16 protein-coding genes are annotated in these 16,944 nt (G+C 69.2%); 12 read left to right on the top strand and 4 right to left on the bottom strand.

Annotation, left to right across the window (positions count from 1 at the left end):
- Positions 1-60 precede the first annotated feature (60 nt).
- The 4 genes from BM252_RS11825 (at position 61) to BM252_RS11810 (ending at position 5,071) form a co-directional block, all read left to right on the top strand.
- The gene (locus BM252_RS11825) at positions 61-1,293 is read left to right on the top strand and encodes a M20/M25/M40 family metallo-hydrolase (RefSeq protein WP_093387675.1); all 1,233 of its coding nucleotides are present in this window, start codon (positions 61-63) and stop codon (positions 1,291-1,293) included.
- 202 nt (positions 1,294-1,495) lie between these two features.
- On the top strand, positions 1,496-2,839 hold the full coding sequence (locus BM252_RS11820) for a paraquat-inducible protein A (protein ID WP_245774208.1): 1,344 nt from the start codon (positions 1,496-1,498) through the stop codon (positions 2,837-2,839).
- Positions 2,832-4,448, top strand: coding sequence for a PqiB family protein (locus tag BM252_RS11815; RefSeq protein ID WP_093387674.1), 1,617 nt, complete (start codon positions 2,832-2,834; stop codon positions 4,446-4,448). The genes BM252_RS11820 and BM252_RS11815 overlap by 8 nt, the downstream gene beginning before the upstream one ends.
- On the top strand, positions 4,445-5,071 hold the full coding sequence (locus BM252_RS11810; RefSeq protein ID WP_245774207.1) for a PqiC family protein: 627 nt from the start codon (positions 4,445-4,447) through the stop codon (positions 5,069-5,071). Before BM252_RS11815 ends, BM252_RS11810 begins: the two co-directional genes overlap by 4 nt.
- Before the next feature lie 24 nt (positions 5,072-5,095).
- Here the strand turns inward: BM252_RS11810 and BM252_RS11805 are convergent, their stop codons facing one another.
- A complete protein-coding gene (locus tag BM252_RS11805; protein ID WP_093387671.1) occupies positions 5,096-6,007 on the bottom strand; it encodes a LysR family transcriptional regulator in 912 nt (303 codons plus the stop codon).
- A 92-nt stretch (positions 6,008-6,099) separates the two neighbouring features.
- On the opposite strand from BM252_RS11805, the gene BM252_RS11800 reads away from it, so the two are divergent.
- The 5 genes from BM252_RS11800 (at position 6,100) to BM252_RS11780 (ending at position 11,250) form a co-directional block, all read left to right on the top strand.
- Positions 6,100-6,813 carry a histidine phosphatase family protein gene (locus BM252_RS11800; RefSeq protein ID WP_093387669.1) on the top strand — a complete coding sequence of 238 codons (714 nt, stop codon included), beginning with the start codon at positions 6,100-6,102 and terminating at the stop codon, positions 6,811-6,813.
- An 86-nt stretch (positions 6,814-6,899) separates the two neighbouring features.
- Positions 6,900-8,132 carry an acyl-CoA dehydrogenase family protein gene (locus BM252_RS11795; RefSeq protein WP_093387668.1) on the top strand — a complete coding sequence of 411 codons (1,233 nt, stop codon included), beginning with the start codon at positions 6,900-6,902 and terminating at the stop codon, positions 8,130-8,132.
- A 115-nt stretch (positions 8,133-8,247) separates the two neighbouring features.
- Positions 8,248-8,739: a cache domain-containing protein gene (locus BM252_RS11790; RefSeq protein ID WP_093387666.1), complete on the top strand. Its 492-nt coding sequence runs from the start codon at positions 8,248-8,250 to the stop codon at positions 8,737-8,739.
- 31 nt (positions 8,740-8,770) lie between these two features.
- A complete protein-coding gene (locus BM252_RS11785) occupies positions 8,771-9,262 on the top strand; it encodes a cache domain-containing protein (protein ID WP_093387665.1) in 492 nt (163 codons plus the stop codon).
- Positions 9,259-11,250: an ATP-binding protein gene (locus tag BM252_RS11780; RefSeq protein ID WP_174900504.1), complete on the top strand. Its 1,992-nt coding sequence runs from the start codon at positions 9,259-9,261 to the stop codon at positions 11,248-11,250. The genes BM252_RS11785 and BM252_RS11780 overlap by 4 nt, the downstream gene beginning before the upstream one ends.
- A gap of 85 nt (positions 11,251-11,335) precedes the next feature.
- On the opposite strand, the gene BM252_RS11775 is transcribed toward BM252_RS11780, so the two are convergent.
- Positions 11,336-12,181: a glutaminyl-peptide cyclotransferase gene (locus BM252_RS11775; protein ID WP_093387662.1), complete on the bottom strand. Its 846-nt coding sequence runs from the start codon at positions 12,179-12,181 to the stop codon at positions 11,336-11,338.
- A gap of 4 nt (positions 12,182-12,185) precedes the next feature.
- Positions 12,186-12,728 (bottom strand): gamma carbonic anhydrase family protein, encoded by a 543-nt coding sequence (locus BM252_RS11770; RefSeq protein WP_093387660.1) that lies wholly within the window; start codon positions 12,726-12,728, stop codon positions 12,186-12,188.
- 186 nt (positions 12,729-12,914) lie between these two features.
- On the opposite strand from BM252_RS11770, the gene BM252_RS30990 reads away from it, so the two are divergent.
- From BM252_RS30990 to BM252_RS11760, 3 genes are all read left to right on the top strand, one after another.
- Positions 12,915-13,061, top strand: a complete 147-nt coding sequence (locus BM252_RS30990; protein ID WP_174900503.1) for a hypothetical protein — start codon at positions 12,915-12,917, stop codon at positions 13,059-13,061.
- A gap of 184 nt (positions 13,062-13,245) precedes the next feature.
- The gene (locus tag BM252_RS11765; RefSeq protein WP_093387659.1) at positions 13,246-14,265 is read left to right on the top strand and encodes a polysaccharide deacetylase family protein; all 1,020 of its coding nucleotides are present in this window, start codon (positions 13,246-13,248) and stop codon (positions 14,263-14,265) included.
- Between the two features lie 195 nt (positions 14,266-14,460).
- Complete coding sequence (locus BM252_RS11760; RefSeq protein WP_245774206.1) at positions 14,461-15,924, top strand: sensor domain-containing diguanylate cyclase; 1,464 nt, start codon at positions 14,461-14,463, stop codon at positions 15,922-15,924.
- Positions 15,925-16,061: 137 nt separating this feature from the next.
- Here the strand turns inward: BM252_RS11760 and BM252_RS11755 are convergent, their stop codons facing one another.
- On the bottom strand, positions 16,062-16,868 hold the full coding sequence (locus tag BM252_RS11755) for a substrate-binding periplasmic protein (protein WP_093387655.1): 807 nt from the start codon (positions 16,866-16,868) through the stop codon (positions 16,062-16,064).
- Between the last annotated feature and the right edge of the window lie 76 nt (positions 16,869-16,944).

Raw genomic sequence — 16,944 nt, 5'->3', positions numbered from 1 at the left:
CGCACAAGTAACACCGCACAAGTAACACCGCACAAAGAACACCGCACAAAGGACACCACCATGAGCTCGAAAAAAGAACAACTGGCCAGCTGGATCGACGCCCACTTCGACGAGGAGGTCGGCTTTCTGCAGCAGGTGTTGCGCGTGCCGACCGACACCCCGCCGGGCAACAACGCGCCGCACGCCGACACCGTCGCCGAGCTGGTCAAGGCCTACGGCTGGAGCGCCGAGAAGCACGCCGTGCCGCAGCAGACGGTGCGCGACTACGGCATGGAGAGCATCACCAACCTGATCGTGCGCCGCCCCTACCAGGCCGGCGGCCCGACGGTGGCGCTGAACGCCCACGGCGACGTGGTGCCGCCGGGCGAGGGTTGGAGCTTCCCGCCCTACGGCGGCGTGGTGCAGGACGGCTTTATCTACGGCCGCGCCGCCGCCGTCTCCAAGTGCGACTTCGCCACCTACATCTTCGCCACGCGCGCGCTGGAGGCGCTGGGCGCGCCGCTGAAGGGCGCGCTGGAGCTGCACTTCACCTACGACGAGGAGTTCGGCGGCCTGCTCGGCCCGGGCTGGCTGCTGGAGCAGAAGCTGACCAAGCCGGACTTCGTCATCGCCGCCGGCTTCAGCTACAACATCGTCACCGCGCACAACGCCTGTTTGCAGTTCGAGATCACCGTGCTGGGCAAGTCCGGCCACGGCGCCATGCCGGAGACCGGACACGACGCGCTGCAGGCGGCCACGCGCATCCTCAACGCGATCTACGGCCAGCTGCCGGAGCTGAAGAAGATCAAGTCCAAGGTGCCGGGCATCGATTCGCCGACCATGCTGGTCGGCCGCATCGACGGCGGCACCAACACCAACGTGGTGCCGGGCCAGGTGGTGCTGAAGATGGACCGCCGCATGATTCCGGAGGAGGACCCGGCGGCGGTCGAGGCGCAGGTGCGCGCGCTGATCGAGGAGGCGGTGCGCGGCCAGCCCGGCATCCGCGTCGAGATCAAGCGCCTGTTGCTGTCGCACGCGCTGCGGCCGCAGCCGGGCAGCGAGCAGCTGGTGGCGCACCTGCAGCAGAACGCGCAGACGGTGCTCGGCGAGCTGATTCCGGCGCAGGGCACGCCGCTGTACGCCGACGCGCGCCTGTACGGCGAGCACGGCATTCCGGCCGTGCTGTACGGCGCCGGCCCGCGCACGGTGCCGGAGTCGAACGCCAAGAAGGGCGACGAGCGGCTGGCGCTGGAGGACCTGCGCAAGGCCACCAAGGTGGTGGCGATGACGCTGCTGGACTTCCTCGGCGCTTGATTTTCGCGGCGTCCTGCGCGCTTTTCGTCTAGGCGCCGGCGGCGACAAGACCGCCCAACGGCAGCAAGCCAGGGTCAGACCCTAGCGCCAAGGCGGGGAGTCTGACCCTAGTTTGTGCTGCGGTTTTTTGCCGACGTTCCGCGATCGCCGGGAAGCTTGCTTTTATCGTATGATGCTGCCACGACCAAGCCACCGCGACCCCGTGCCTCGATACGATCTGATCAGCTGTCATGAATGCGGCACCCTGCACCGCAAGGCGCCGCTCGGCCCGCGCCAAAAGGCGCGCTGCGTGCGCTGCCGCTCGGTGCTGTATCGCGGCAGCGGCGCCGGCCCGGAGCGCATGGCCGCCATCGTCCTCGGCGCCATCCTCACCTTCCTGATCGCCCAGTTCTGCCCCATCGTCGAGCTGGAGGTCAACGGCCTGCGCTCGTCGGCCACGCTGTTCGGCGCCATCGTCGTGCTGTGGCGGGAGCAGATGCAGCTGGTGGCCGCCATCGTCTTCCTGAGCACCATCCTGTTCCCGGCGGTCGAGTTGGGCGCGCTGCTGTACGTCACGCTGGGGCTGCGCGCCGGCCGCGTGCTGCCGGGCTTCCACCGCCTGCTGCGCGCCGTCAGCGCGGCGCGCCACTGGGGCATGACCGAGGTGCTGATGATCGGCATCCTGATCACCATCGTCAAAATGACCAGCCTGGCGCAGGTGCTGGTGCAGCCCGGCCTGTTCGCCTTTGGCGCGCTGACGGCGATGCTGGCCTTCGTCGTCGCCTACGAGCCGCGCGCGCTGTGGGAGCTGGGCGACCGCCTGCTGCCGCGTGCCGCGCAGGACGAGCGCGCGCTGCTCGGCGGCGGCCGCGCGCCGCTGTTGTGCCACGCCTGCGGCCTGGTGGCGCCGGACTTGGGCAAGCAGCACCAGCACCAGCACCAGCACCAGCATTGCGCCCGCTGCGACAAGACGCTGCACCGGCGCCACCCCGACAGCATCGGTCGCACCTGGGCCTTGCTGCTGGCCGCCGCCATCCTCTACATTCCGGCCAACCTGCTGCCGGTGATGTACACCCACTCGCTGTTCGGCAAGCAGGACGACACCATCATCAGCGGCGTGGTCTACTTCTGGACCAGCGGCTCGCCGGCGCTGGCCGCCATCATCTTCATCGCCAGCATCGTGGTGCCGGTGGCCAAGTTGGCCGCGCTGTCGCTGCTGGCCTGGACGGCGCAGCGCCGCTCGCGCTGGCGGCCCTACCAGCGCACGGTGTTGTACCGGCTGGTCGAGTTCGTCGGCCGCTGGTCGATGCTGGACATCTTCGTCATCACGCTGACGGTGGCGCTGGTGCGCTTCCAGACGCTGGCGGTGATCACCGCCGGCCCCGGCGCGCTGGCCTTCTGCGCGGTGGTGGTGCTGACCATGCTGGCCTCGCTGCAGTTCGACCCACGGCTGATCTGGGATGCCGCCGGGCCGCCTGCGCCGGCGGCACCGCCGCCGTTGACGCCAACGCCGCCCGCCTTACCGCATTCGAATCGTATTGAATCTTCTGGAGGAACACATGATTGAAAACGAGGGCGACCCGGCGCGCCTGCCCACGCCGGACGTGGAACCGGCCAGCCGCTGGCTGCCTTCGCTGGTCTGGCTGATCCCCTTGCTGGCGGCCTTGATCGGCCTGGGCCTGGTGGTCAAGTCGGTGCTCGACCAGGGGCCGACGGTGACGGTCAGCTTCCACAGCGGCGACGGCCTGGAGCCGGGCAAGACCAAGGTCAAGTACAAGGACGTCGACATCGGCCTGGTGCGGGCGATCCGCCTGGCGCCCGACCTGTCGAAGGTGCTGGTGACGATCGACATGAGCAAGGAGGCGCGGCGCTTCACGGCGGCCGACACGCGCTTCTGGGTGGTGCGGCCACGGGTCGGCGCCAGCGGCGTGTCCGGCCTGGGCACGCTGCTGTCGGGCGCCTACATCGGCGTCGACGCCGGCAAGGCCAGCGAGCAGCGCGAGGAGTTCGTCGGCCTGGAGCAGGTGCCACAGGTGACCGGCGACCAGAAGGGCCGCCAGTACACGCTGCACGGCGACAGCCTGGGCTCGATCGACATCGGCTCGCCGGTGTTCTACCGCCGCATCCAGGTCGGCCAGGTGATCGGCTATTCGCTCGACAAGGAGGGCGGCGGCGTCACCATGACGGTGTTCGTCAACGCGCCCTACGAGTCCTTCGTCAGCCAGAACACGCGCTGGTGGCATGCCAGCGGCATCGACGTGCGGCTCGATTCGAACGGCTTCAAGCTCAACACGCAGTCGTTGGCGGCGCTGGTGGTGGGCGGCATCTCCTTCGAGACCATCTACAACGGACCGGGCTCGGAGAAGCCGGCGGCCAACGGCGCCAGCTTCCAGTTGGCGCCCGACCTGGCCAGCGCGATGCTCGAGCCGGATGGCGAGCCGATCACCTCGGTGTTCTACTTCGACCAGTCGCTGCGCGGCCTGTCGCCCGGCGCGCCGGTGGACTTCCGCGGCATCGTGCTGGGCGAGGTGCGTTCGGTCGGCGTCGAGTACGACCCGGTGAAGAAGAGCTTCCGCATGCCGGTCACGGTGAACCTGTATCCGGCTCGTCTGGGCAAGCGCTTCCAGCAGGCCATCGCCGACGAGCGCGACCACAACGTCGGCCCGCAGGTGTTGGAGCGCATGGTCAGCCGTGGCCTGCGCGCCCAGCTGCGCACGGGGAACCTGCTGACCAGCCAGTTGTACATCGCGTTGGACTTCTTCCCCAAGGCGCCGGCGGCCAAGCTGAACCTGGCGCAGTATCCGCTCGAGGTGCCGACGGTGCCGAACAGCCTGGACGAGCTGCAGGACCAGATCGCCAGCATCGCCAAGAAGCTCGACCAGGTGCCGTTCGCCGACATCGGCAACAATCTGAACCAAACGCTGAAGAGCGCCAACCTGCTGTTCAAGCAGCTCGACGCCCAGGTGGTGCCGGAGATGCGCGGCACGCTGAGCGCGGCCAAGCAGACCTTCGGCGCGGCCGAGCAGGTGCTGCAGAAGGATTCGCCGGTGCAGTCCGACCTGCGCGAGGCGCTGCAGCAGTTGACGCAGACGCTGCAATCGTTGAACGCGCTGTCGGACTATCTGGAGCGGCATCCCGAGTCGCTGTTGCGCGGTAAAAAAGGAGATCAGAAATGAGTGTGTCCGCTTGCCGCAAGGCGCCACGAATGGCCGCGCTGTCGGCGCTGACGATGCTGCTGGCGCTGGCCGGCTGCGCCACGCCGCCGGTCGAACGCTTCTATAGCCTCAGCGGCGGCGCGCCGGCGGCGCCGGCCGGCGCCGGCGGCGTGCTGTTCATCGAGCTGCAGGCGGTCAGCGTGCCGCAGCAGGTCAGCCGCAACCAACTGGTGGTGGCGGCCGGCCCTGGCCGGGTCGAGCTGCTCGAGCAGGAGCGCTGGTCGGCGCCGCTGGCGGCCGAGCTGGGGCAGGCGCTGTCGCTGGCCGTCACCGGCGAGCTGGGCGCCATCGACGTGTTCCGCACGCCGACGCCGGAGCAGGCCGCCGTCTACCGCATCAGCACCAATGTGCAGCGCTTCGAATCGGCGCCCGGCCAGTACGCGCTGATCGACGCCGTGTGGAGCGTGCGCCGGGTCGGCAGCGGCGCCGTGCTGACCTGCCGCAGCGTGGCCAACCAGTCGCTGCCGGCCGGCTCCGGCTACGACGCGCTGGTGGCCGGCCACCGCCGCGCCGTGCTGCAGATCGGCGCCGACATCGCCAAGGCGGTGCGCGCGCTGGCCGCGTCCGGCCAGGCCGGCTGCTGATGCGTTAGCGGCGCGCCGCGCCGGCTAGCCCGGCAGCGCGCCGACCGCCTCGATGACGCGCTGGCGCAGCCAGGCGTTGGCCGGGTCGGTGTCGACGTTGGCGTGCCAATACAGGTGCACGTCCAGCCCCGGCATGGGCAGGGGGAAGGGCAGCATCTGGTTGTCGAACTGCTGGTTGACCACGCGCGCCAGGCGCTCCGGCATGGTCAGCAGCAGGTCGGTTTGGCTGACCACGCGGCAGGCGGCGTAATAGTGCTGGCAGCGCAGCTTGACGCGGCGCTGCAAACCGAGCCGGCTCAGCTCCACGTCCTCCAGCCCCGGCCCGCGGCGGCGCGAGCTGGCCAGGATGTGCTCCTGGCGCAGATAGCCGTCCAAGTCCAGCGCGCCCCGCACGGCGGGGTGGCCGTGGCGCGCCAGCACCACCGTCTGGTCCATCACCAGCTGGGTGTGGCGGATCTCCGGCGACAGCGGCAGCAGCACGTCGATGGCCGCGTCCAGGGTGCCGCCGGCCAGCTCGCTCTCGAGCTCGCGGCGGCCGACCTGCAGCGCGTTCAGGCCGACGCCGGCCGCCTGCGCGGCGATGCCGGCCATCAGCGGCGGCAGCATGGTCGCCTCCAGCACGTCGCGCAGTGCCAGCGTGAAGCTGCGCGTGCTGCTGGCCGGGTCGAAGCGCTCGGCGCCGTTCAGGGTCAGCTCGAAGCCGCGCAGCGACTGGCGCACCGGCTCGATCATGCTGCGCGCCAGCGGCGTGGGCACCATCACGTGGCCTTGGCGCTCGAACAGCGGGTCGTCGAACAACTGGCGCAGCCGGCCCAGCGCGTGGCTGATGGCCGGCTGGGTCAGGTTCATCTTCAGGCTGGCGCGGGTCAGGCTGCCCTCGGAGTAGATCGCCTCGAAGACGATGAACAGGTTCAGGTCGACTCTGGATATATGCATGGCATTTATAGTTCCGCATTAATACTATTCATTTGATGAATTATAGTCGCGGCGGTATGCTATGGCTTATTCTTCAGCAGACGAGACGAGCAATGGGACATATCTATCTGGTGCGCCACGGCCAGGCCTCCTTCGGCAGCGCCAACTACGACCAGCTGTCGCCGCTGGGCTACGAGCAGACGCGCCTGCTGGGCCAGTGGTTCGCCAACTGCCGCCAGGGCTTCGGCCGCGTCGTCACCGGCGGCATGCAGCGCCACCGCCAGAGCGCCGACAGCTGCCTGGCCGAGCTGCCGCGCGCGCTGCTGCTGGAGACCGAGTGGCAGACCGACGCCGGCTTCGCCGAGTTCGACCACCACCAGGTGCTGCTGCGCCTGTGTCCCGAGTTCGCCGACCCGGCCGAATTCAAGCTGATGATGGCGCGCCAGGAGCAGCCGCTGCGCGCCTTCGAGCAGCTGTTCCGCGACGCCATGGCGCGCTGGATGGGCGGCGCCCACGACCACGACTACGACGAGAGCTGGCCGGCCTTCCGGGCCCGCTGCGTGGCCGCCTTCGAGCGCCTGTGCGCCCAAACCCAGGCCGACGGCGTGCAGAACTGCATCGTGTTCACCTCCGGCGGCACCATCTCCGCGCTGGTGCAGCACGTGCTGGGGCTGGACGACCAGCAGGTGGTGGAGCTGAGCATGGGCATGGTCAACGGCGCCGTCAGCAAGGTGCTGCACCGGCCCGGCCAAACCAGCCTGGCCTACCTGAACAACTACGCCCACCTGGAGTGGCTGGGCGAAGCGGGTAGCGTCACCTACCGCTAGCCCATCCAATTTCCGATGTGACCAAGGCGCCCCGGGCGGGGCGCCAAGGCCCCCCTACGTCCGCATTTTCCACACAGGAGCAGCACATGGACTTCGACTACAGCCCCAAGGTACAGCAGTTGCAGGCACGCCTGAACGCCTTCATGGACCAGCACATCTACCCGAACGAGGCGCGCTTCCACGCCGAGATCGAGGCCAACCGCGCCGCCGGCGACGCCTGGCTGCCGACCCGCGTGATGGAGGAGTTGAAGGAGCTGGCGCGCGCCGCCGGCCTGTGGAACCTGTTCCTGCCCGAGTCCGAGCTGGGCGCCGGCCTGAGCAACCTGGAGTACGCGCCGCTGTGCGAGATCATGGGCCGCGCGCTGTGGTCGGCCGAGGCCTTCAACTGCTCGGCGCCGGACACCGGCAACATGGAGGTGCTGGCGCGCTACGGCAGCGCCGAGCAGCAGCGCCAGTGGCTCGAACCGCTGCTGGCCGGCCGCATCCGCTCCTGCTTCGCCATGACCGAGCCGGCCGTGGCCTCGTCGGACGCCACCAACATCGAGAGCAGCATCGTGCGCGACGGCGACGAGTACGTCATCAACGGCCGCAAGTGGTGGTCGTCCGGCGGCGGCGATCCGCGCTGCCAGGTGTTCGTCTTCATGGGCAAGACCGATCCGAACAACCCCAGCCGCCACCAGCAGCAGTCGATGATCCTGGTGCCGCGCGCCACGCCGGGCGTGACCATCGAACGCCAGCTGCCGGTGTTCGGCTTCGACGACGCGCCGCACGGCCACTCCGAGATCGTCTTCGAGAACGTGCGCGTGCCGGTGGCCAATCTGCTGCTGGGCGAGGGGCGCGGCTTCGAGATCGCCCAAGGCCGCCTCGGCCCCGGCCGCATCCACCACTGCATGCGCCTGATCGGCCTGGCCGAGCGCGCGCTGGAGCACATGTGCCGCCGCTCGCTGGGCCGGGTCGCCTTCGGCAAGCCGCTGGCGCAGCAAGGCGTCACGCTCGAGCGCATCGCCGAGGCGCGCATCCTGATCGACCAGGCGCGCTTCCTGGTGCTCAACGCGGCGCACATGATGGACACGGTGGGCAACAAGGTGGCGGCCAAGGAGATCGCCATGATCAAGGTGGCGGCGCCGAACATGGCCTGCCGGGTGATCGACTGGGCCATCCAGGTGCAGGGCGGCGGCGGCATGAGCGACCCCTTCCTGGCGCCGGCCTACGCGGCGGCCCGCTCGCTGCGCCTGGCCGACGGTCCCGACGAGGTGCACCGCAACCAGATCGGCAAGCTCGAGCTGGCGCGCTACCAGCCGCCGAGCGCGCCGCGCTAGGCGCGGCGCGCAACACCGGCTTGCACGATGGACTCTACTCGTTGACGTGGCATAAGATTGGTCATAGTATGGCTTGACAGCCGCATCCAATAGCGGCGCCAACCAGGAGGATGACATGCGATTGTATTTTACTGCCGGATTGATCGTGTTTGCCGCCCTGCTCGCCGCCGGCCCGGCCCGGGCGGTCGAGCGCAGCACCGCCGACGAGGCCATCGCCTTGATCGACAAGGCGCTCGACTACATGAAGAAGAACGGCAAGGAGAAATCCATCGTCGAATTCAACAACCTGAGCAGCCCATTCAACGTCACCAGCGAGATCAACAAGAAGGGCGACCTGTATCTGTTCATGTTCGACGCCAGCAAGCCGGGCACCGGCCAGGTGGTGCACGGCAAGAATCCCAAGATCGTCGGCAAGGACGTGTCGGACATGCGCGACGCCGACGGCGTCTACCTGATCCGTGAGATCATCAAGGCCTGCAACTCGCCGGCCGGCAAGGGCTGGGTCAGCTACAAGTGGCCCAATCCGGTGACCAAGGCGGTCGAGTCCAAGCAAAGCTACGTGGTGCGGATCGACGAGTACTGTCTCGGCACCGGCATCTACAAATAGGCCGCACGGCCGGCCGCTGGTGGGAGGCACGATGGCGACAGGGCGGCGCTCCGCGTTGCGGCGGTTGATGTTGGCGGCGGCGGCGTTGGCGCCGGCCCTGCCGTTGTCGGCCGCGCCGGCGACGACGGCCGACAACGGCACGGCCGAACGCACGTTGGCGCTGGTGCGCCGCGCCGTCGCCCATTTGCAGCAGGTCGGCCCGCAGCGCGCCTTCGCCGACTTCTCCGATCCGCGCGGCGCCTTCGTCGACGGCACCCTGTACATCGCCGTCAACGACGCCGTCAGCGGCGTCAACTTGGCGCACGGCTTGACGCCCAAGGTGGTCGGCAACTCGCTGCTCGAGCTGCAGGACAGCGACGGCGTCTTCGTCATCAAGAAACTCATCGCCGTCGGCAACAGCCCGAACCATCGCGGCTGGATCGAATACAAATGGCCGCATCCGCTCAGCCACCAGTGGCAGCGCAAGCGCGCCTACACCGAACGGGTCGGCGGGGTGCTGGTCACCAGCGGCTACTTCCCTTGAGTACGCCGCCGCCCGCCGCCGCCGTTGCTGTTGCGCCGTCCGCCGATGCCGCCGACAGCGGCGCCAAAGTGGCGGCGGCGCGGGCGCGCCGCGCCCAGTTGGCTCTGCTGCTGTGTTTGCTACTACTGGCCGCGCTGGTGTTGGCGCAGACCTGGTGGACGGTGGCGCAGGACCGCCGCCTGACGCTGGCCTCGGCCCACAGCACCGGTCTGATCGCCGTGCGCCTGCTCGACGAGCACGCCACGCAGACGCTGCGCGACGCCGAGCGCCGGCTCGATGCGGTGGTGGCCGCCATCGCCCGCGCCGGCCAGAAAACCCGGCTCGACGACCGCGCCGTGCGCGCCGTCATCAGCGCCGGCCAGCAGGACGGGCGCTATTTGAACGCGCTGCAGTTCGTCAACCTGCAAGGCCTGCCCTTCGTCAACTCGGCGGCCTATCCGGCCTTCCAGTTCGACATCGTCGACCGCGGCTACGTGGCGCCGTTGCTGGCCGATCCGGCGCAGCGCGGCTCGCGCCTGGGCCACCCCTTCCAGCGCTTCTACGACCAGGCGCTGGTGCTGCCGCTGGCGCGCAACCTGTACGACGGCGCCGGCCGCCACCTCGGTATCATCTCGATCGACATCGACGTCGCCTACTTCGCCGGCGTGTATGCCCGCGTCGCCAAGGACAGCGGCGCGCTGGTGGCGCTGTTCGCCGACCAGGGTTTCGTCGTCGTCCGCACGCCGTTCGCGGCCGGCTACCTGGACCTCGACCTGGCGCGCTCGGACGTGGCGCGGCGGCTGCGCGGCGCCGCCGCCGAGGGTGTCTTCGAGGACGGCCACTTCCTCGACCTGGGCGGCGGCGAGGCGCGCCAGTACACCTACCGCAAGCTGGCCGCCTACGGCGTCAACACCGTCTTCGCGCAGCGCCTGGACGACGTGCTGGCCGACTGGCGCCAGCGCAGCCGCGAGCGGGTCGCCTTCGCCGCCGCCGCGATCGGCCTGGCCGCCGTGCTCGGCCTGTTTTTGTTGCTGCACATGCGGCGACTGCAGCGCTCCGAACGCTCGCTGCGCGACAGCGTCGCGCGCCAGCGGCAGATCGAGCACGAGATCCGCGAGTTGAACGCCGGCCTGGAGCGGCGCGTCGGCCAGCGCACGCTGAACCTGGAGCAGGCCAACGCCGAGCTGGGCCAGGCGCTGCGCGCCCTGCAGGCCACCCAGCATGAGCTGCTGCGCTCGGAGAAGCTGGCCGCGCTGGGCTCGCTGGTGGCCGGCGTGGCGCACGAGCTGAACACGCCGATCGGCAACGGCATCATGATGGCCAGCTCGCTGCAGGCCAACGCCCAGCAGAGCCTGGACGAACTGGCGGCGGCGCGGCCGAGCCGCACGCGGTTGGAGCAGGGCCTGCAGGCCAGCGTGCAGGGCAGCGAGATCCTGCTGCGCAACCTGGTGCGGGCGGGCGAGCTGGTGCAGAGCTTCAAACAGGTCGCGGTCGACCAGGCCAGCAACCACCGGCGCCGCTTCGCGCTGTCGCGCACCGTCGAGGAGGTGCTGGCCACGCTGGCGCCGATGTACCAGAAGTCGCCGTACAAGATGGTGCTGTCGCTGGCGGCGGAGGTCGAGCTCGACAGCTATCCCGGCGCCCTCGGGCAGGTCATCACCAACCTGGTCAGCAACGCGCTGGCGCACGGCTTCGACGGCCGCGCCGACGGTACCATGCGGCTGTCGACCGCGCTCGACGGCGACGGCCGGCTGCTGCTCGACTTCGCCGACGATGGCGTCGGCATGGCGCAGGCGCAGATGGAGCGGGTGTTCGATCCCTTCTTCACCACCAAGCTGGGGCAGGGCGGCTCCGGCCTGGGCATGCACATCGTCTACAACCTGGTGACGGCGCTGCTGGGCGGCAGCATCGTGCTGCACAGCGCGCCCGGCCAAGGCTGCCGGGTGTGCATCGTGCTGCCGCTGGCCGCGCCCGAACGGGGCGCCAACCCGGCCGAGCCGCCGGCCTGAGGCGCGCGCTTGTGCGCGCGGCGCAACAGCTCGCTTTTTTGCATATTTCGCCCTCATGGCGGGCGAGTTGCCTATTGAATCTGAATCAGCGGCGCGGCGCCGGCTTGGCCGGCGCCGCTAGGCGGATCTCGTACAGCTTCGGCCACAACTTGCCGGTGACGAACAGGCGCTTGCCGGCGCTGTCGTAGGCGATGCCGTTGAGCACGTCCGGGTTGGCGCCGGCGCGCTCCTTGGCGCCCAGCAGGCCGGCCAGGTCGATCCAGCCCACCACCTTGCCGCTGGCCGGGTCGATGCGGGCGATGCGGTCGGATTGCCAGATGTTGGCGTAGATCTCGCCCTCGACCCATTCCAATTCGTTGAGCTGGTCGACCGGCCGGCCGTCGGCCGTCACGCGCAGGCGGCGCCGCTCCTGCAGCGTTTGCGGGTCGAGGAAGCGCAGCTCGGCGCTGCCGTCGCTCATGATGATGGACTGGCCGTCCTGGGTCAGGCCCCAGCCCTCGCCCTTGTAGTTGAACAACTGCTGCACGGCGAAGCTGTCCTGGTCGAGCACGTAGCCCAGCTCGGACTGCCAGGTCACGCCGACCAGGCGCTTGTCCCAGTGGGTGATGCCCTCGCCGAACACGGCCGGCGACAAGTTGGTCTGCTGCAGCACCTCGCCCGTCTCCAATCTGACCTTGCGCACCGACGAGCGGCCCTGCAGGCCGGTGCTCTCGTACAGCACGCCCTGGTCGTAGAACAGGCCCTGGGTGAAGGCGTTGGCGTCGTGCGGATAAGCGTGCAACACCTCGTAGCGGTAGACCGGGATGGTCGAGGGGGGGGGCGGGGCCGCTGCGGGCGCGCGCGAGGCGGCGCCGGCGACGTGGGCCAGGGCCAGCAGGCCCAACAGCTTGAGCAGGAAGGCGCCGGCGGCGCGCGGCGAGGGCGCTCTCATGGCCCTAGCCGCGCGCCGGCGTGGCCAGGTAGTTGTTCTTCACGCGCACATAATGCTCGGCGGAATATTGCAGATAGGCGATCTCGTCGGCGCTCAGCGCGCGCAGCTTGACGGCCGGCCGGCCGACATACAAGTGGCCGCTCTGCAACACCTTGCCCGGCGGCACCAGGCTGCCGGCGCCGACCATCACGTGGTGCTCGACCACGACGTCGTCCATGATGATCGAGCCCATGCCGATCAGGCAGGCGTCGCCGATGCTGCAGCCGTGCAACTGCACGCCGTGGCCGATGGTCACGTAGTTGCCGATGGTCAAAGGCGAGCCGTCCGGCTTGGCCGCGTTCTTGTGCGACACGTGGCCCATGGTGAAGTCCTGGATGTTGCTGCTGTGGCCGATGGTGATGCGGTTGACGTCGCCGCGCAGCACCGCGTTGCACCAAACCGAGCTGTGGTCGCCGATGCACACGTCGCCGATGACGGTGGCGCTGTCGTGCAGATAGACCTGTTCGCCGATGACGGGGAAGCTGTCGAGGTAGGGGCTGAGTGGCATGGTGCTCGCTTGTCGTGTGGATGGGAAAGGGCGCCGTGCGGGCCGGGCCGGCACGGCGCTGCCAGTGTAGCCGAGGCTTGCCTTTCACGCAAAACGGCCGGCCTGGATGCTGCCACGATTATCAATAAATCCGAGATGGTCATTCAAAATCTAAGCCAATTATCAACCTAGGCAATCAGGTGCAACATGCTCTCCATCGCCCACCCGAATGGAGAATCAGCATGGAAGCACACCGGCGCCGCCGAGGAACTGGCCCGCGCCTACCTGATGGTGATGAACAACGGCTTCATGAGCGGCGCCGTGCTCGACGTCGATGGCGGCGGCCTGCTGTAGCGCCGCCTGGTCTTGCCCGCCAAGTCAAGGCGCCAGCGGCTATGAACCACCCAACGGCGCCAAGCCGGGGTCAGACCCCTTCGGGGTCTGACCCCAGATTTTGCCTGCGGGTTTGCCCAGCGTCCCGCGAACCCCAGAACGCCTTCCCCCGCCATCCGACAATGGCATTGCCAGGAACCATACAATGAAACAGTCCGACCGCAAACAACACCACACCAATCCACCCCGCCGCTTTCTGGCCCAGGCCGGCGGTGCCACCACGCTGCTGGCTGCCGGCCTGGCGTTGAACGGCAGCGCCGAGGCCGCCGCCAAGGCGCCGGCCGGCGCGCCGTCACCGTCCGGCGCGGCCGGCAAGTTCTGGCCGCACGGCGCCCGCCTGGTGGTGTCGATCTCGATGCAGTTCGAGGCCGGCGGCCAGCCCGCGCTGGGTGCCGACAGCCCCTTCCCGAAGGTCGACTTCCCGCCCAAGGTGCCGCGCGACGGCGCCGCCGACAGCTGGTTCGCCTATGGCTACCGCGAGGGCATCCCGCGTATGCTGGAGCTGTGGGACAAGCATGGCGTCAAGGTCACCTCGCACATGATCGGCGAGGCGGTGCGCCGCCACCCCGAGCTGGCGCGCGAGATCGTGCGGCGCGGCCACGAGGCGTCCGGCCACGGCCCGCGCTGGAGCTCGCAATACGCCATGGGCCGCGCCGAGGAACGCCAGTTCCTGCTCGACGGCCGCGACATGGTGCAGGCCGGCACCGGCGAGCGCACCCTGGGCTACAACTGCAACTGGCTGCGGCGTGGGCCGAACACCCTGTCGCTGTTGCAGGAGCTGGGCTTCCTCTACCACATCGACGACGTCAGCCGCGACGAGCCCTTCATCGAGCAGGTCGACGGCCGGGACTTCGTGGTGGTGCCCTACACGCTGCGCAACAACGACATCCTGCTGGTGGAGGGGCGCAACTATTCGCCCGATCAATTCCTCCAACAGATCAAGGGCGAGTTCGACCAGCTGTACGAGGAGGCCGGTACGCGCCGCCGCATGATGTCGATCAGCGCCCACGACCGCATCAGCGGCACGCCGCAGATGGTGCGCGCCTGGGGCCAGTTCCTGACCTACGCGAGAAGCAAGGCCGGTGTGGCCTTCCTGCGCAAGGACGAGATCGCCCGCCACGCGCTGGCCAGCCCGTCGACCCTGCGCGGGGGCGAGACGATCTAGCGGCGGCACGGCACGGCCCGGCGGCGGCCCGGGCCGCGCGCCACCGGCGCCTGCGGAGAATTTCCCGCGCGCGGCTTCGTTGTTGCAATGGATTGAAGTTTTTAAAAGGGCAAGAATCGGCGACGAAGTTTGCTACACTGAATTCTCTCCAAATCTAACACTTTCTTCGACGCGTGGCGGGGTGCGGACATGGATTTGACGTCGAATTCCGAGGTGATGCTGTCGACGGCCGGCGCCGGGCTGCGCGCGCAGCGGCTGGCCGGCGCCGTGCTGCTGTTGTCGCTGCTGGTGTTCGGCGCGCTGGTGCCGTTCGCCAAGCTGCCGCTGGCGCCGGTGTGGGCCTTCATTCCCTGCTACGAATCGATGCTGTTGATTAGCGACCTGATCACCGCCGTGCTGCTGCTCGGCCAGGTGCGCAGCACGCGCAGCCGGGGTGTGCTGGCGCTGGCCTGCGGCTATTTCTTCACGGCCGGCATGACCGTGGTGCACGCGCTGAGCTTCCCCGGCCTGTTCTCCCCCACCGGCCTGCTGGGCGCCGGGCCGCAGTCGACGGCCTGGCTGTACATGTTCTGGCACGGCGGCTTTCCCCTGTTCGTGCTGGCCTACGCCGGCCTGCAGGGCGTCGAGCTGCGCATGCGGCCGGGGCCGCGTCCCTTGTACCGCGCCATCCTGCGTTGCGTGCTGCTGACGCTGCTGCTGGTGGTGGCGCTGGGCGCGCTGGCCACCATCGGCCACGACCGCTTGCCCGTCATCATGGTTAAGCAGCGCTACGCCCCCGCTTTGACCGTCGTGGTCGGCATCGTTTGGTCGTTCAGCGTGTTCGCCCTGTTCGCCGTCTGGCGCAAGCGGCAGCGCAGCATGCTCGACCTGTGGCTGATGGTGGTGATGTGCGCCTGGCTGATCGACATCGCCCTGTCGGCGCTGTTTAACGGCGCCCGTTTCGACCTGGGCTTCTACGCCGGCCGCATCTACGGCCTGCTGGCGGCCAATTTCGTGCTGATGATGCTGATGGTCGAGAACGGCACGCTGTACCTGAACCTGAGCCGCATGGCCGACGAGTTGCGCCAGCTGAGCATGGTCGACACCATGACCGGCATCGCCAACCGGCGCCAGTTCGACGCCACCCTCGAGGCCGAATGGCGGCGCGCCATGCGCAGCGGCGCGCCGCTGTCGCTGCTGATGCTCGACATCGATTTCTTCAAGTGCTACAACGACGCCTACGGCCATGTCGCCGGCGACGGCTGCCTGCGCCGGGTGGCGCAGCTGCTGGCGGCGGCGGCGCGGCGGCCCGGCGAGCTGGCGGCGCGCTACGGCGGCGAGGAGTTCGCCGTGCTGCTGCCCGGCATGGACGGCGCGGCGGCGCTGGCCTTCGCCCAAGGCATCTGCCGCGCGCTGGCCGAGCTGGGCGTCGAGCACGCGCACTCGGCCGCCGCCGGCCACGTCACGCTGAGCATCGGCGTGGCCTGCGTCGGCGCCGGTTCCGCGCCCGGCGGCGGCCATCCGGGCGGCGCGGCGGCGGACGCGGCCGCGCCGCTGCGCCTGGTCGAGGCGGCCGACCTGGCCCTGTACGCGAGCAAGACGGGCGGGCGCAACCGGGCGACGCTGGCGCCGCCGCTGCGGGCGGCGGCCGGCCCGCCGTGCGCGACCCTGCCGGCCTAGCCGGGGCGGCCGCTTCTGGTCAAATTATCGGCGAGTGGGCGGCTGTGCGCGTGGATGCGCCCGCCATGCCGCTGCGGCCGGCCGTCGGCGCCAAGTTGACGCCGGATTGGCGCCATCGACCGCCGTCGGCGTCTTGGCTAGCCGCGTGGCCGCAGGCTGGTCGCCAGGATGTTGGCGGGGTAGTAGCGTTTGTAGCTGTTCCATAGCGCGCCCGATTGGGCGGCCGCCGTCAGGATGCGTGCCAGTTCGTTCTGGTCCGCTTCGCTCAGGCTGGACTTGGACAGGTAGATGCCGGTGTCCATCCAGTCCAACTCCTCGACCGGCTCGAAGCGCAGCCGCTCCAGCAGGCCGGCCAGGCGCTTGTCGCCGAGAATGGCGCCGGCCAGCACGGTCGGCGTCATCACGGCCGCGTCGGCGATGCCGGCGTTCAACAGGCGCGCCACGTGTTCCGCGTCGACCTCGATGAACAGGCGGCCGCCCTGGCTCGCTTCGCTCAGGAAGCGCTGGTAGGGCGCGCCGTAGTCGAAGCCGCGCACCACCGCCGTGCGCTGGGAGCGGCTCGTCAATTGCGCCAGCGAGCGCACCGGCTCGTACTTGGCATCGACCGTGATCACCGTCGCGCGCGCCTGGATCATGGGAATGAAAATGCCGTGCTGGTCGCGCCGGGCCGTGCGTGGCGCCGGCAGCAGCAGGTCGGCCGTTCCCGCCTCGAACATCGCCTCCAGGCGGGCGCGCGGCACGGGCTTGAAAATGAACTGGCAGTTGGCCCGCTTGCCCGCCGCCGCCAACATGTCCGGATAGATGCCGCCCACCTCCTGCCCGCTGACGACGACCGATAGGCCGGCCGGCGCCACCGGGACCAGTATCGGACGGGAACAGTCGGCCATGGCGTGGCCGGCCTTGATGAGCAATAGGGTGGCGGCGAGGAAACGCTGAATCTTCATGTCGGTTTTTTGGGAGGGCACGAAAGTTTTCGCGCAGGTGGGACCGCTGCGCTGCGGCTATCCGACAAACTCTAAC

Source organism: Rugamonas rubra (assembly GCF_900114705.1).
Taxonomy (GTDB): Bacteria; Pseudomonadota; Gammaproteobacteria; order Burkholderiales; family Burkholderiaceae_D; genus Rugamonas; species Rugamonas rubra.
This window is presented reverse-complemented; position numbering and strand designations above follow the sequence as displayed.